The organism is Flaviramulus basaltis, from assembly GCF_900114265.1.
Taxonomy (GTDB): Bacteria; Bacteroidota; Bacteroidia; order Flavobacteriales; family Flavobacteriaceae; genus Flaviramulus; species Flaviramulus basaltis.
The window spans coordinates 120,050-135,217 of the sequence record NZ_FPKV01000003.1 but is presented as its reverse complement, the minus strand read 5'-3'; the positions used below and the strand labels follow the sequence as shown (position 1 = coordinate 135,217).

General features: G+C 31.6%; 14 protein-coding genes. 2 read left to right on the top strand and 12 right to left on the bottom strand.

Going from position 1 to position 15,168, the window contains the following annotated elements:
* Positions 1-3 precede the first annotated feature (3 nt).
* The 5 genes from BT151_RS12945 to BT151_RS12925 form a co-directional block, all read right to left on the bottom strand.
* Positions 4-1,266 (bottom strand): hemopexin repeat-containing protein, encoded by a 1,263-nt coding sequence (locus tag BT151_RS12945; protein WP_084647962.1) that lies wholly within the window; start codon positions 1,264-1,266, stop codon positions 4-6.
* Between the two features lie 44 nt (positions 1,267-1,310).
* Positions 1,311-1,724 carry a hypothetical protein gene (locus tag BT151_RS12940; protein ID WP_143144309.1) on the bottom strand — a complete coding sequence of 138 codons (414 nt, stop codon included), beginning with the start codon at positions 1,722-1,724 and terminating at the stop codon, positions 1,311-1,313.
* A 16-nt stretch (positions 1,725-1,740) separates the two neighbouring features.
* Complete coding sequence (locus BT151_RS12935) at positions 1,741-2,613, bottom strand: DUF4412 domain-containing protein (protein WP_072402769.1); 873 nt, start codon at positions 2,611-2,613, stop codon at positions 1,741-1,743.
* Between the two features lie 4 nt (positions 2,614-2,617).
* Positions 2,618-3,724 (bottom strand): OmpA family protein, encoded by a 1,107-nt coding sequence (locus BT151_RS12930; RefSeq protein ID WP_084647961.1) that lies wholly within the window; start codon positions 3,722-3,724, stop codon positions 2,618-2,620.
* A 111-nt stretch (positions 3,725-3,835) separates the two neighbouring features.
* Positions 3,836-7,855 carry a hybrid sensor histidine kinase/response regulator transcription factor gene (locus tag BT151_RS12925; RefSeq protein ID WP_072402767.1) on the bottom strand — a complete coding sequence of 1,340 codons (4,020 nt, stop codon included), beginning with the start codon at positions 7,853-7,855 and terminating at the stop codon, positions 3,836-3,838.
* Positions 7,856-7,974: 119 nt separating this feature from the next.
* On the opposite strand from BT151_RS12925, the gene BT151_RS12920 reads away from it, so the two are divergent.
* Together BT151_RS12920 and BT151_RS12915 are read left to right on the top strand one after the other, a co-directional pair.
* Positions 7,975-8,811 (top strand): helix-turn-helix domain-containing protein, encoded by an 837-nt coding sequence (locus BT151_RS12920; RefSeq protein WP_072402766.1) that lies wholly within the window; start codon positions 7,975-7,977, stop codon positions 8,809-8,811.
* A 368-nt stretch (positions 8,812-9,179) separates the two neighbouring features.
* Positions 9,180-9,722 (top strand): BfmA/BtgA family mobilization protein, encoded by a 543-nt coding sequence (locus BT151_RS12915; RefSeq protein ID WP_072402765.1) that lies wholly within the window; start codon positions 9,180-9,182, stop codon positions 9,720-9,722.
* Between the two features lie 130 nt (positions 9,723-9,852).
* Here BT151_RS12915 and BT151_RS18960 read toward each other — a convergent pair whose 3' ends face one another.
* The 7 genes from BT151_RS18960 to BT151_RS12885 form a co-directional block, all read right to left on the bottom strand.
* Positions 9,853-10,446: a site-specific integrase gene (locus BT151_RS18960; protein ID WP_317041242.1), complete on the bottom strand. Its 594-nt coding sequence runs from the start codon at positions 10,444-10,446 to the stop codon at positions 9,853-9,855.
* A complete protein-coding gene (locus tag BT151_RS18955; protein ID WP_317041241.1) occupies positions 10,433-11,110 on the bottom strand; it encodes a phage integrase SAM-like domain and Arm DNA-binding domain-containing protein in 678 nt (225 codons plus the stop codon). The genes BT151_RS18960 and BT151_RS18955 overlap by 14 nt, the downstream gene beginning before the upstream one ends.
* A 418-nt stretch (positions 11,111-11,528) precedes the next feature.
* Positions 11,529-12,662, bottom strand: a complete 1,134-nt coding sequence (locus tag BT151_RS12905; RefSeq protein WP_072402764.1) for a type II secretion system F family protein — start codon at positions 12,660-12,662, stop codon at positions 11,529-11,531.
* Entirely contained in the window at positions 12,662-13,126 is a 465-nt protein-coding gene (locus tag BT151_RS12900; protein WP_245794844.1) for a PulJ/GspJ family protein, read from the bottom strand. The genes BT151_RS12905 and BT151_RS12900 overlap by 1 nt, the downstream gene beginning before the upstream one ends.
* Positions 13,113-13,448, bottom strand: a complete 336-nt coding sequence (locus BT151_RS12895; RefSeq protein WP_072402762.1) for a hypothetical protein — start codon at positions 13,446-13,448, stop codon at positions 13,113-13,115. The genes BT151_RS12900 and BT151_RS12895 overlap by 14 nt, the downstream gene beginning before the upstream one ends.
* Positions 13,436-14,716, bottom strand: coding sequence for a hypothetical protein (locus BT151_RS12890; protein WP_072402761.1), 1,281 nt, complete (start codon positions 14,714-14,716; stop codon positions 13,436-13,438). Before BT151_RS12890 ends, BT151_RS12895 begins: the two co-directional genes overlap by 13 nt.
* Positions 14,713-15,168, bottom strand: a complete 456-nt coding sequence (locus tag BT151_RS12885; protein ID WP_072402760.1) for a hypothetical protein — start codon at positions 15,166-15,168, stop codon at positions 14,713-14,715. Before BT151_RS12885 ends, BT151_RS12890 begins: the two co-directional genes overlap by 4 nt.

The window sequence follows — 15,168 nt, the reverse complement described above, 5'->3', positions numbered from 1 at the left end:
TAGTTATTTGAAAATAGAATTGGGTATAGGATACTTAATAGTTAATTTTTCACTGGAATACTGATATTCAATAGATTTTTTATAGAAAGCATTGGCGTCAGCAGCATCAATATAATATGGTATTCCCTTCCAACCATCTAATCCAATAGTTCTTGGGTTATCAGCTTTTTTTTTGATAAAATCATATCTATAATAGTGTTGCCCCTTAAAAAAATAGGCATATCCATTTTTATAAACCGTTGCAGCATCTACATCAGCTGGTACTCCCTTCCAGTCATAAACTCCAATTGTTTTAATATCAATTACTTTGTCCAATGATTTATCATAGATGTAGTATTTTTTACCTTTAAAAAAGTATAATTTTTTACTCTTAGGATGCTCCAAAGCTGCGTCTATATTTGAGGTTATTCCAGGAAAAATAGCATATCCTATTTTATAAGGCGTATGAACAACATCTCGTTCACTAGAAACTTTACCACTTGTTGCTTTATAATCAGGTATAAAACAATTTTGTCCTTTAAAATAATAACGTTGATTTGAAATTGATGAATATACTACTGCATCAATTTTATTAAAAAGTTCTGGCCATCCATCTCTACCTATAAATCCTCTTTTATCCATTCTATCTTTTTGGAAATCAAAACGGTAGTAATAATCGTCCTTAAAAAAGTACGCTTTACCATTGGAGTGTATTACCGCCATATCTGTATCTAGAGGTACTCCTTTCCACCCATCTACACCAATTGTGCCTACTTTTGTAACTTTATCTGAAGACAAATTATAGCGATAATAATTTCTTCCTTTAAAGAAATAGGCATTTTTATTAATTGGGTGAACAAGTGCCGCATCAAAAGGCCCTTGGAGTCCAGACCAACCATTCTTTCCAATAATTCCCATCTTATCCCTCTGCCCTTTTTTAAAGTCGAACCGGTAATAGGTATTCCCTTTAAAAATATAGCCATAGCTATTTGTAGGATGCATTAAAGCCGCATCAACATTGGTTTCCACCCCCTTAAAGGCATCTGTTTTTAGTTTGCGAACTGCAATAAGTTTGTCTGTTTTAATATTATATTGATGACACCAAATGCCTTTAAAAAAATAAGCATTGCCATTTGGCGCCACCAAAGCAGCATTCATTAACTCTATATCGTTGTTTTCTATTATAGTGTTTACACTATTCTCATCTTTATAAATATCTACTTTGTTAGCTGCTGCAAACACCAAACAAATAATTACTAACAACGTAATTATTAATATTTTTTTCATGATTTTCTTTTTTTTGATTATAAGAACAGTTATTCTGTATTTTGTTAACGAATAATTTTTAACTCTAATTCTCCCTTTTGGCTCGACATTATAGATACTTCCCTGCTAGTAATTTTGAAGTGATCTCCTAGAAAAAAATGATCACCAGAGAAAAGTGGTTTATCATTATAAATAGTTAACATGGTATCTATCGGCAATCCTAATAGTGTTTTACTACTAACATAACTTCCTTTAATTATACCTGGAAAAAACATGCTGTTTGGGTATTTAGCTAATAGTTTTCTTGAGTTCATTAGATCCTGTATTTCCGAATAATCAGCCAAATTGGTTGCTATGTTCGTTTTTTTATCAACTATAAGGACAACTTTTGTCTCTTTTTGAATGGTCAATTTTTGAGATTGAACCTTAAATAAGCTCAGCGTTAAAAAAAGAATAGGAATTAAAATTTTTGCTTTCATAACTTCTTGTTTTAAATTAATAATCATTTTTACTTTCTTCAGTGGCTTTTTCTGTACCTTTTTGAAAATCAAAGGAGTAATCGGAAACTTGAATGCTCTTGGTTTCATTTACTAAAGCCACACATGTCATGGTGCCAGAAAGTTTACTTTTCTTTTTGTTGGTATAGGTCATTTCCATCATAAGACTATTGTCTTCTAATTTTTCCAGCCATTTTTTATTAAATCCCTTAGGTAGGTTTTTAGACATGCTTTCTTTGTAATTATTAAAACTTACTGGTGTATTAAAAGCGACATACATTACAATATGGTATTCTTTACTATCCATTTCAAAACCTTGACAGGTGTAACCTAAAATTTCCTTGGTACCGATTTCTTTAAAAGAGGTTTCAGAAAAATCCTGATCTTCAACTATTTCGTCCATTTTAGGTATACTCATGGCCATTCCAGTTTTTTTAGTACCGTTTGCCATAAAAATTGCCATTAACTCATTCTTCAAATCATAGACCATAAACATATTACCCATAGAGCCTGAACCTTTACCATTGGGCATTTCTGGTTGATTTCCAAAATAGTCTGCATCTTCGTTTAGATAGTAGTGCATTTTTAAATTACCTTCTTTAGTGATCATCTCTAAGGTGTACCTCCAATTGAAGTTGTAGCTTGATGATAAAAGTGATGGATCTATAGCTTTTCCCTTACCGAAATTAATATTGAAGATTTTCTCCATAGTTTGATCGGTTTTTTGCGCAACCTTTTCTTCTGATTTACGCAGAACCGTTTCTTCTGCTGCATCTTTAGCGCGCTCTTTTAATTTTTTAAAAAATTGTGCATGTGTAGTTGTTCCACATAATAGAAATAGGATTAAACACCGTGTTATTATTGTCTTCATAGTTTTAAATTTTTATAAATTCTACTCTTCTGTTGTTCGCCTTGTTTTCGGCAGTATTATTATCATTAAGTAGTACACTTTCGCCTAACCCTTTTGTTTGTAACCTTGTTTCATCTATACCCAACTCTATTAAAGTTCCTTTTACAGTGTTGGCTCTTTGTTCGGAAAGTTGTTGATTGTAGTCATCGGCACCATCACTATCTGTATGGCCTTCAATACTAAAATTTAAATCGGGATGTTCTTGCATCATTTTAGCTACTTCGTTTATGATACCCATAGATTCAGGTTTTAAAGTAGCTTTGTTTACATCAAATAAAATACCTGTGGTAACAAACTTACCATCAGACATTACCCTGTCGTATAACTTTTTACCGCCTTCAGCAATTCGAACATTTTTAATAGCCATAATAAGCCCATCCTTATTATTAGTATATGATTCGATGCTTACTATTTCTGGCTTAATTTTTAAATTTGGAATATTTAAAGCTCTGTATTGATCTACAAATACTTTTAATGTTCGCTTGTTAAAAGAAATAGCAATATGTTTCCAACCAGGTAGCTGTCCTTTTATATTATCATCATAACCTTCAAATTTTTTGGTAAATTTTTCGATGCGTGTTTCAGCATAAGCGCCATTATTATGGATTTTTAGTGTCTTAAAAATGTCGTCATTCTCGCTGTTTAGTTTTATATACTCTTTTGTTCCTTTCCAAAAACGGATATTATAACTCTGCCAACTGTAGTAAACATCATTAAAATAGGCATCAAACTCAATGGTGAAAATTTCAGGTAAGTAGTTTTGCTTATCTATAAGTGGCGTTACAATACTTCTATTTTCAAAATTGATAGCATTCTCATTTTCAAAAACGGCATTTTCAGCATTTCCTTTTAATAAATCCCAACGTGAAGGAAACTCGCCATTTTCTTCCACAAGTAAATCATCTTGAAAAATAATTTCGTCACCAGGTACAAAGTTGTACTTTGACCATACTTTTACTTCAGATTGGTTTGTTGAAGATTCTTCGCTTGATTCGGTTTGAGAATTTTGTGCCTTTAGGTGTAAACCAAATATTAAAAATGTGATTAGGCACATTATGTATTTCAGTTTCATCTTAATTTGATTTAAAATTCTAAACCAAAACTAAACGCATTACCATGAAACGAATACTACGTATGTAACAAATGATAGAAGAAATGTAACAGGCTTTGAAAAATCTTGCTATTAAAGGGATTCAAAATATTCAGAAGGTGTTTTTTTGTATGCTTCCTTAAAACATTTTATAAAATAAGAAGGGGTATTGAAGCCAACCATATAAGCTACTTCATTTATTGTTGCATCAGAAGTTTTTAAAATATGTAATGCCTGTTTTAACCTTTGAGATCTTATAAATGCTGAAGTTGATATACCTGTATAAGCCAATAATTTTCTATGTAATTGCATTCTGCTCATGGCTAATTCTTTACTAAAGGAAACTGCATTAAAATCTGGATTAGACAAATGTTTATCTAATATTTGCTGTATTTTATTCAAAAATGCTTCATCTGTTGAAGTAATGGATATTTCTTTAGGCTTTAATATAAATTCTTGACTATATCGACTCCTTAATGATTTCCGAATTTCAATAAGGTTTGCTATTTTTGTTTCAAGTATTCTTAATTTGAAAGGCTTTGTTATAAAATCATCAGCCCCTGATTGTAACCCTTTTAATTCCTTTTCTTCTCCAGTTCCAGCTGTTAATAACACAATAGGAATATGACTGGTTAGTTCATCAGCCTTAAGTGAGTTACACAACTCAATCCCGTCGCAAATTGGCATTCGAACATCTGAAATAATAATGTCTGGCACCAATTGCATGGCTTTTTTTATTCCTTGTTTTCCATTTTCGGCTTCAAATACTTGATATTTATGTTTTAATATTGATTTTATGAATTGACGAACTTCAGTATGATCATCTACTACTAACAAAATAGGTATTTCATTTTCATTGCCTTCTATTACAAAATCTTGTTCAACATCTATAGTATCTAAAATAACTGTATTAGGTGTTTCCTTTTTTAGAGATTCTTTTAAAATATCCTCTTTGTTAAATGATTTTTTATAAATAGGGAGAATCACCATAAAATCAATCACATTATCCTTTTCAAGATTAACAGATATTTCACCATTATATAACTGAATTAGCTCTCTTACTAATGAGAGTCCTATTCCAGCACCTTCAGCATATTCATCTTTTTGATAAAATCGGGTAAAAAGATCTTCTAATTGAACTTCTGAAAGATTCTCGGTTGTGTTTTTTACATGAATCTCTATATTACTTATGTCTCTTTTGACTATAAACATACAAATACCATTTTCAGGACTGTATTTAAATGCATTTGAAAGTAAATTTGTTACTATTTTTTCTAGTATATCTTCATCGTACCAAGCATTTTTTATAGACTCTATATTTATTGTGTAATTTATTTTTTTTGTTTCCGATTTATAATCAAAAGAAGCCGCAATATTATTAAGAAACAAGTCGATTTTACCTTGAAAGATCTTTAATTTTAAATTACCCTTATCTAGTTTAGCTAAATCCAATAATTGATCTACAAGGGATAATAATCTATTTGTATTGCGTTTAATCATAGAGAAATTAGCAAAGTCAGAGTCTGATATTTTACCTTCCCCTAGTTTTGCATCTATAGGACCTGATATAAGTGTTAAGGGTGTTCTAAATTCATGAGATATATCTGTATACAATTTTGATTTAAAATCATTGAGTTTTTTAAATCGTTCGGCTTCTTTTTCTTTCAATTGCAAGTCTAATTGTATCCTCCAGCGCCATTTTAAATATGAATATATTCCAAAAATTGTAATTAGTAGTAAAAGGACATAAATAGTCCTTGCCAAAGTGGTTAAATACCAAGGCGTTGCTATTGAGAATTTAAATGTTTCGGGGATTTCGTTCCAAACGCCATCATAATTACTAGACTTTACTCTAAATTCATAATCTCCAGGAGGTATTTGTGGATAACGAACAAAATTATTATTACCTGCCTGTACCCAATCTTTATCATAATTTAATAATTGATATTGATACATGTTCTTTTCGGGTAGTGAATATTGCAAACTCGAAAAAGTAAAAGATAATGTATTTTGGTTATGTTTTAGTTTTGTGCCTTGTTTTAATAATTGAGGCTCATCAAGTACTTCAAAGCCCGTAATTGTTGTTTTAGGAAGTATCCTATTTTCCTCAATATTGTTAGGATTAAACCAATAAAACCCATCTAATCCTCCAAAGTAAAGATTAAACTTTGAATCTATATAATAGGCTCCAGTATTGAACTCTGTTGCTAAACCAGCATAATTATCATAATTTATAACTTTGGGAGGATCTTCTAATGATTTGCCTTGGGTAAATTTAGTAATCCCTTTATTAGAACTTAACCAAAGATTCCCATTTTTATCGGGCAATACAGCATAAATAACATTATTAGCAAGACCATCTTTAGTTGTAAAATGATAAAAATATTCCTTTTTAGTATCAAAGGCATTTAAACCACCACCATTTGTCCCTATCCATAAAATATCTTTAGAGTCATAATACAGTGTTTTAATTTTATTATTTGACAAAGAGTTTTTATTAGACTGAAATTTATATTGTTTAAATGTTTCTTTTTTCATATCAAATAAAACCACACCATTTTCTTCTGTGCCTAACCATAAACTATTAGAATTACTTTGTTCAATTACTCTTATATTATTGCTAGGTAAGGAATCTATTATCGTATATTTTTTAATTTCACCCTTAGTTTTATTAAATTGAATCAAACCATTATCTCTAGTCCCTAACCAAAATCTGTTTTGGTTATCTTTAAAAATATCCCAAATTGTTATTGCAGACAAAAAAGGATTAGATGTAGTTGTGTACTTTTTTATATAATTACTGGTATCTAGTAAATTTAACCCTCCAGCTTGTGTACCAATCCACAATACATTATCATCATCTACAAAAAGGCTCATAATTCTATTAGAAGAAATAGTGTTTTTAGCGTCTATATTTGTATTAAATGTTCTCCAGCTATTTGTTGCTGGCTTGTATTGAGTTAATCCTTTACCTGAAGTACCCAACCATATATTATTATTGGCATCTGTTGTAATTGCTCTAATTACATCAATACTTATATTTTCGGGTGTTTGAAAATTAATGAATGAATTAAACTTTTCTAGATACTCATCATAATAACTAACTCCAGCACCATCTGAACCAAACCATAAAGTACCAGAATAATCTTCATAAATATTTAAAATATCATTGTAATGAAGTGCTTTAGGATTTTGTTTTTCAACCTTAAAATGAGATATTTTGGTATTTTCAAAATCTATCATATATAATCCTCTACCATAACTCGCAATCCAAAGTCGGCCTTTTGAATCTATATATAATGCTAAAATATTAAGATCTATCGGTAAAGGATCTGTAAAAGAAAGCTTAGAAATTCTATTAAATATTTCATCTTTTTTGTCTCTAAAATAAAGTCCGTCGCCATAAGTTCCAATCCATTGTCTTTCATTTTTATCAAAAACAATAGTACTAAAGTTTTGTTTAATGCTATCCCCATATATAGTTTGTGGTTTAATATAATTAGCAATATTAGAACTTAAGTTTAACTCTATAATTTGTTTTTCACTGGTTAATATAAGGTCTGAGTTTTTGTTTTCGGCTATTTGAAAAACAGTGCCTTTGAGTTGTTGCGTAGATACTATTTTTTTTGATTTGTAAGTGTATGGGTTTATTAAATAAAGACCGCTTGAATACGTACCAATCCAGTAATTAAAATTTGTGTCTTGATAAATTACACTTGCATCATCGATTGTTGAGATAGGCTCAAATACATTAAATTCTCTATTTAATTTATGAGGTATTTTACTAATAGGTATAATCCATACTTCCCCTTTTCTATCAGTATATACTTTTCCAAGATTACTATAATTAGGTTTTGTAATATCTATAAAGCTGAAGGGGTAGGTAGTGAACTTTTTTCCATCATATTTGTTTAATCCATCTTGAGTTGCTATCCATAAAAAACCGATACTATCTTGAGAAATGGATACCGCACTATTTTGAGAAAGTCCGTCTTTTACAGAAAGTTGCCTAAAAGTAATTTGATTCTGAGCAATACCTTCTGAAAAGAAAACTATATAACATAAAAGGATTATGATTCTTAAAAAAAACGATTTAAGCGCTATTTTATGCATAATTAATTATCTATTTTTCTTTTAATTATTCTATATTAGAAAATAGCTTTTTTGAATTATGCTTTATTGTAAAATTCGGACATCCTTATTGATGTAAAGATTAAAAGATAATTTAATAAATGATAGATTCTTTTGTTAAAAAGTTAGATTATAATATCCCTCAAGAACTGCAACCTTATATTGTAGCAGTAATTCAAGGTGAATCAAAATCTGTAATTACTACAACATATCCTGTTCACCCAAATGGTTTTCCATTGTTAATTAATATATACCGTGATATTCCTTTACTTCATATAAATAATCAAATTATAAAACCTGATTCAAGATTGAATGTTGCTGGCCAAGTATATAATACTGATATTCAAATTAAAATAGATGGTGAATTTGGACAAATTGGTTTTATACTATATCCTTCAGCTCCTTATTACTTATTTCATAAAAATGGTGATTATTTTTTAAACCAATGGCGTAGCTTCAATAAGGTTTCACCTAACAATACACAAAACCTCTATAAAAACTTAACTAAATGTAAATTGCCAATTAATCGTGTGTCTTTTATGCTTGAATTTTTAAAAGATCTTTCCGCTAATAGTTTACCAAAAATTGAATGGTTAGAAGAGGCTTTAATACATATTTATCAACTTAATGGAATAATAGCACAGGAAACTCTTGCAGAAAAACTTGGAATTAGTCTCCGTCATTTTAGAAGAAAATTTAAGGAAGTTATAGGTGTATCACCTAAGTATTTTTGTAAAGTTATACAGCTTAATACAGTGTTTGAAATGTTAAACTCATCAGATACTGAAAAACTACATCATCTAGCTTTAGATTGTGGTTACTACGACCAAGCGCATTTTATTAATGATTTTAAAAAATTAATTGGTGATAGTCCAAGGAGTTTTTTAACAGGTGAACATTCGTATGTGCGTACCTATTTGGGCAGGAGTGGAATTTAACTTTGTTTTTATCATAAAAATAGTTCCTGTTGATTTAAACATCAATTTTGCACATGAAAAATCTAAATTGTTACTTATATATTATATATTAATTTAGTTTTTGGATTCAATTTTTAAGAGTATTCCCCGATAGAAAGTTAACAATTAAAGAAACTCACTAACATATAAATAATCCCTAAATAAAGCGTGTTTGTAAAACTAAGGGGGAAATAGCAAGAGGGTAACACGCTGCGCGATGTTACTTATTTGTACTTTGCTGATTTTCAATTGATTAAATTCATTAAGGATTTTGTTGTTTTTCAAATTTGCCCTAAATTTGATTTTAACCCCAGTAAATTCAACGTTTCATTGTAACAATTTAATATATTATGGATGATTTTAATACCATTCTGTTAAAGAAAAAAACCATTGATAAATTCAAGAAATATTCTAAAAAAACAAGCCCAAGCTATTCTGAAACTCTGGATTTTATGATTGCCTTTTTTGAGGATAACAATTTATCTCCCTATGACACTTTGGGTCCGAACAATATATCTTTTACAAATACATTAAATAAACGCATGGATGCCATTGTATCTATTTTAAGAAATGTTGAAGAAACACAACTAAAATCCACAAAGAAACTATTAGAATCGCTATTTGATGAAATGGAAACTGTTCAAAATCCAAGTGTAGCAGAAAATGAATTTGGAGAACCAAACATTATAACTGAAAATGAGGAACTAGCGTACTATCGCGATGCCGATTCGAAAAACAATGAGAAATTGACACAAATTAGGTACAGACTTGGCGATATCCTTAAAAATATGAGGTTAGTCAAAAATACTTTTAGTGCCAATCATTATTCCTTAAAATTGACCGTTGAACAATACAACACCATAAATGAAAAATTAGAAGAAGATGCGCTTTGACCTACCGCGCTCGCTTCGGGCGAGCTTGCTTCATTTTTAAAGCCATGGATTCACCGCGCACACTTCTGAACTGTTACAAAAACCATTTTTAAATACCCAGCCTCTGAATCCATCCCTTTAAAAACGGTTTTCAGCCCTCTAAAACTTCCATTGCTTTTTTCTTTTTTGTTTCAAACCTTATGAGAAGATTTTGTATATCCTCACTTATCTTGGTCTCCACTACCCGCGCATAGAGCTGAGTGGTGGATAGTTTAGTATGTCCCAGCAGTTTGGACACTGTTTCGATGGGAACGCCGTTGGATAGCATCACCGTAGTGGCAAAAGTATGTCTAGCAACGTGGAAAGTAACGTTCTTGTGTATGCCACAGTCCTTGGATATTTCCTTTAGGTAACTGTTTGCCTTTTGGTTTGAGCAAAGAGGCAACAGTAGGCTGTTTTCTTTCTTTTCACTGGCATCCCTGTATTTATCGATAATAGCCATGGCTTGGGGCAGGATGGGTATGTTTACCCTTCCGTTCGTTTTCTCCCGTTTGGTGAATATCCAATGGGTCGCATCTATTCCTATGGTGATTTGGTTTAATGTCAGTTCCTTGACATCGACATAGGACAGTCCCGTATAACAAGAAAATATGAAACAGTCTTTTATTCGCTCTAACCTATCGTTGTTGTAATAGGTGTTTTCAATTTGCTCCAGTTCTCTTTCCGTTAGGTTATGCCCTATCATATTTATCAAACTTCATTTGGAATTGTGCAAATGGGTTTTTCAATATCCATTCCAGTTTTACCGCTAGGTTTATCATTTTCTTGAAGCGTTCCAAATGTTTCATGACACCATTGTTAGATAAGGACAATTTCTTTTTATTGTTCTTATAGTGTCTCAAATACTGTTCAAAGTCAATGATAAAGCGATAATTTAATTGTTTTAAATGAATGTCGCTTGCTTTTAGTTTTTGGTTCAGGAATTTATCCAAGTATTTTTCTGTGGTAGCATCGTTTTTCATTGTACCATGTTTCAAAACACTGACCATATTGGTATTATGATAGGCTATTAATTCCTTTAAGGTCTTATGGTTATCATCCTCGCCCAAGTACCTTGCTTTTATGGCATTGGCTGTAATGATCTTGGATTCTTCCAACAGTTGTTTGTGGCAATCCAATAATTGGCTATAAACTTGGTCTAGATAGGTGTTCAAAACTCTTATTTTATAAGTGCTTCCACGTCCTCTGTTTTTGGAACTGTCCCATTCTTTAAACAGAATCGTTCGTTTTAGACTAATTTCTGAACGTTGTCCAGATACGGTAATGCGTACATAGATCGATAACTCGTTCGCAGTACTTCTTGATTTTCTTGTATAGAAAATAATTGAAAAGGTGCTGTTTGTCTGCATTTTAAATCGCTTTAGTTTGACATTTTTTTGTAAAAACGAAAGTCAAATTGCTTTTAAATGCTCATTAAATTTACGACAATTCTGGTGAGAAAGTGCACACCTGATTGTACTCCTTTTTATTGAGTTTAATTGCTTTCATTTGGCATCAAATAAAATACCTAAAAGCAAAAAACACTTATAATCATACGATTAACAGTGTTTTAATACTTCCTATTTCTAGGTTCGTCGGGGTGGCAGGAAGTTCCTTTAACCCTATTATCTCCTTTAAATCAATAAGTTCCATACTTTAAATTGGTTATGGTAACCGAATAAGTAACTTATTTGATAAGAACTTTTGTTTTACTTTACTTGTATAAAGATACGATTTGTAGAAGCAACAGGTATAAAAACTTAAGTTTATTTTGAACTAAATTTATGTTTAACCTATTGCACTACTCAACTTAAACATCGGTAAGTACATAGCGATCAATATAACACCTACCAAGATACCCACGATCAAAATGATAATTGGCTCCATAATGGTCGATAGCATTTTGGATTGTTGCTGCACTTGGGTATTATATTGCATATTGAGCCTATCAAAAATAAACTCGGTCTGGTTGGTTTCCTCGGCTACTTTAACTAGTGCTATCATTTTATCATCAAACAGTTTGTGTTGACCTAAACTTTTACTTAAAGAAGCTCCTTTTAAAATATGCTGCTCGACGGATTCCAAAGCAGCTTGCAAGGGATAGAAATCGATCATTTGTTTTACCAATTGGATGCTGTTTATTACGGGGACCTTAGAAGCCGTAAGTAAAGAAACAGCTTGTGTAAACTGGGACAAATAGATGGCTTTTACAAAACTACCAATAAAAGGGAGTCTTAAAATGAATGTGTCCTTAAATTGTTTAAATCGCTTTTTTTTGTTTAAAAACGATTTTGAAACTATCAGGGCTATTAAAACTATTAAGATTAGCCATCCATAATTTCCCAAAAATTCTGATAGACCAATTATAAACTTCGTAATAGCTGGCAGCTCTACATTTTGTTGCCTAAAGATATCCTGGAACATAGGCACCACAAAACGCAACATAAACCACACAACCAAAACGGCGGTGCTCAAAATAATGATAGGATAGGTTAAGGCACTTATTAAATTTCTGCGTTGTTCATTTTTTCGTGCAAAAAAACTTCCCAATTGCTCTGTAACCTGAAACAAGGTTCCTGTTTCTTCACCAATTTTTATTGAGTAATACTCGTAGTCAGTAAACTGTTTTTGGGTCTTTAGAGCTTCGGACAAAATTTGCCCTAATAAAATGTTTTTTGATATAAGGTTTAGGATATCTTTATTTTGCTTCTTATTTTGGGAATTTTCAATTAATTCTAGAGCATCCTTTAAAGTGATTCCTGCTTTCAATAACACACTCAACTCCGTATAAAAATCTTCCTTTATTTTATTGGTAAAGGCTTTATTAAAAAGCGTGATCTCTTTTTGTAAAAAAGAGGTTGATTTGGTCTCTTCTTTTAAAACTGGGTTTTGTGCCGCTATGTTATCTAAATCAAAAGCCATCAGTTTATAAAAAGGGTTGCGTCGTTTTCTTCAAAAACAAATAAGGTTTGGTTTTGAAAAGCTTTCGTGGTTTCCAATTTCAAGGCATCTATGATCCCTTTTTCTGTTTTATGGCCATCAAAGAAAAATTGCTTGGATTGTAAAGTGATATTAAAGGTGTCCAACTCCTTGATGATATAAGCTTCATGGATTTGATAGGTTATGGAATCTATCTCATTTCTAAATGTGATAACATCTTCCAATACGTCGTATTTTATTTGTGGATATCTATTGAAATCCAACCATAGTGATTGCTCCAGTTTATTTAGCTCTGTGTTTTGCTTAAAATTATTTTGGATGCTACCCATATGTTTTTGTACCAAATTCAATACTGAAAAGGACAATCCAATAACAATACTGGTTAAAATCAATACCACAACCATTTCACTGAGCGTAAAGGCTTGTATTTTGTTAGTTGTTGGCATAAACTGATTTTGAGTAGTTCTGTTTTGTTTCCATATGGTTTGCTTCAAATAAAACTTTCGGCATGTTTTGCTCTTTGAATGTTTTAACTTCAACACTCCACTTATCTAAATCTTCATAATATGGAAGCGTAAGTTTTTCATTTTTATATAAATATTGTAATTCATTGATATGGGCTTCAATAACTCTGGTATTGCTTTTTATGGTATTTGAAAACAGGTTGTTCAATATCATACTGGCAATCATAAAAACAACCACTATTAGTACCGAGGCCACTAAGGTTTCCATGAGTGTGGAGGCTTTTATTTTTTTTAGTATAACCATTTTGCGATGTTTTTTTTAGCATTTGCAAATGACAATCCCACATATTCTCCAGGTAAATTCTCAATTGATATAGTCGCGTTATACAAATGGTTTTGATATGATGACCCCGATTGGTTGGCTATAAAATTGGATGTAAACACACTGCCAAAAACACTACCGAGAAATTCCATATTTTGTGAACAATACACCTCGCCTGTAACTTCAGTGTTTTCATCAATAAAGACCTGTGCTTTATAGTTTTTGGTGTTTCCCAAATAGATGATAGTTCCTTTGATTTCCGTGTTTTTATCCAGTTTTATGAATGGTGTTTCCTTTTGGTTATTTGATTGTGCAACCTCGATATCATTTTTGGCATCTTCAATCAATACCAATGCACTTGGAAACTCCAATTTACAATGCGTTCCAACGGTAATCTGTTTGGAAGCAAATGCTTGAAAAGTTCCCTTAGTATTGCTTTTAATGTCTATTTCTGGAGCGACCAGAATAACATCTTTTAATTTGGAGCTTGCCTCTACTATGATTTTTGTTTTGGACTGAACCAAAATATGCCCAATTAGTGACACGTTTGATAGATTGATATCAGAATTACTATAAACAACTTGTAACGGATTATAAAATGAATTTTGATGTGTTCTATTTTTGTCCAGATCTATAAACTGTTCTTGGTTCAAGGTTTCAATTTGTTCTTGAATTGTTTTAATCTGCTCAAGCATTTGGCTTGATAATTTTGGGAGTTCCGTTTTACTGGTTCTTGTGGGGCCATAGATTAGCGAATTACCATAATAGGAATGCCCAGAGATGTTGCCTGTTCTAACGCCTTGTTTTGGCAAATAGCTCATGCCCTGTATTTTGGTGTTCCCTACTACTACCAAAGGTCTATTGTTATCTTCAATATATAAAGCTGTTCTATCCAGTTTGGACTGTGAAGCTCCTAACAAGGCTATTTTTTTAAAGCGATTTTGTTTTATTTGGGAAATGGAAATCACCTTTTCAAAAATTCCCCAATGGTCTTTGTGTACTTTAACCGTTTTATAGTCCTCTTCTTTTAAATCTAGGGAAATGGTATCATTTAAACGGATGTTATTATTTATAGCATAATCCATTCCCATATCGGCATTGGCAATGGTTTCTTTTACAAAATCGGTTTGTATTTTAAAGCGTTTGTGGGTATGGATTAAAATGATAAAGGCCGCCAACAATAAAGCAATCACCACTGTGATAAACATGGTCAATTGTAGGGCACCCGCTTTTACCTTGAGCCCTTTCATGTTTTATTGATTGTTTTCCTTTCGCCTTTATAGCTTAAATTAATTTGACTTTTATTGCCTCTAATAAATGTTACGTCATTGATGGTTTGCCCCTGCTTCATCAAATGTTGCTCACTGTTTATGGACACCACAAAAATCTGGTTCTTACCTTCTTGCCCTGAAACGGTGCCATGATATATTATGGGCATCCAATTAACAGTTTCGGTTTTTATGGGTTTTGAAGCAATTTTCTTTTTTATGTACAATGTTCCCAAAAAAGGATCTCGTTCACTTGTTTGAATTGAAAAGGTGTCTAAAGCAGTGTTTTTTTTGGGGTTAAAGGATACATCAAAATTCGTTTTAGCCATTTCTGGTGCTGTCGGGTTCAATGCAGACATTATCCTGTATCCAATTACGCCCCAAATGCCTAAAACTAGCGTCAATAAAATATATGTTTTTGTTTTATTTTTCAT

Coding starts and splice junctions, on each gene's coding strand:
- BT151_RS12920 (WP_072402766.1), top strand. CDS start 7,975: ATGATAGATTCTTTTGTTAAAAAGTTAGATTATAATATCCCTCAAGAA.
- BT151_RS12895 (WP_072402762.1), bottom strand. CDS start 13,448: ATGGTTATACTAAAAAAAATAAAAGCCTCCACACTCATGGAAACCTTA.
- BT151_RS12945 (WP_084647962.1), bottom strand. CDS start 1,266: ATGAAAAAAATATTAATAATTACGTTGTTAGTAATTATTTGTTTGGTG.
- BT151_RS12935 (WP_072402769.1), bottom strand. CDS start 2,613: ATGAAGACAATAATAACACGGTGTTTAATCCTATTTCTATTATGTGGA.
- BT151_RS12890 (WP_072402761.1), bottom strand. CDS start 14,716: ATGAAAGGGCTCAAGGTAAAAGCGGGTGCCCTACAATTGACCATGTTT.
- BT151_RS12930 (WP_084647961.1), bottom strand. CDS start 3,724: ATGAAACTGAAATACATAATGTGCCTAATCACATTTTTAATATTTGGT.
- BT151_RS12905 (WP_072402764.1), bottom strand. CDS start 12,662: ATGGCTTTTGATTTAGATAACATAGCGGCACAAAACCCAGTTTTAAAA.
- BT151_RS12940 (WP_143144309.1), bottom strand. CDS start 1,724: ATGAAAGCAAAAATTTTAATTCCTATTCTTTTTTTAACGCTGAGCTTA.
- BT151_RS12925 (WP_072402767.1), bottom strand. CDS start 7,855: ATGCATAAAATAGCGCTTAAATCGTTTTTTTTAAGAATCATAATCCTT.
- BT151_RS12885 (WP_072402760.1), bottom strand. CDS start 15,168: ATGAAAAATAAAACAAAAACATATATTTTATTGACGCTAGTTTTAGGC.
- BT151_RS12900 (WP_245794844.1), bottom strand. CDS start 13,126: ATGCCAACAACTAACAAAATACAAGCCTTTACGCTCAGTGAAATGGTT.
- BT151_RS18955 (WP_317041241.1), bottom strand. CDS start 11,110: ATGCAGACAAACAGCACCTTTTCAATTATTTTCTATACAAGAAAATCA.
- BT151_RS12915 (WP_072402765.1), top strand. CDS start 9,180: ATGGATGATTTTAATACCATTCTGTTAAAGAAAAAAACCATTGATAAA.
- BT151_RS18960 (WP_317041242.1), bottom strand. CDS start 10,446: ATGATAGGGCATAACCTAACGGAAAGAGAACTGGAGCAAATTGAAAAC.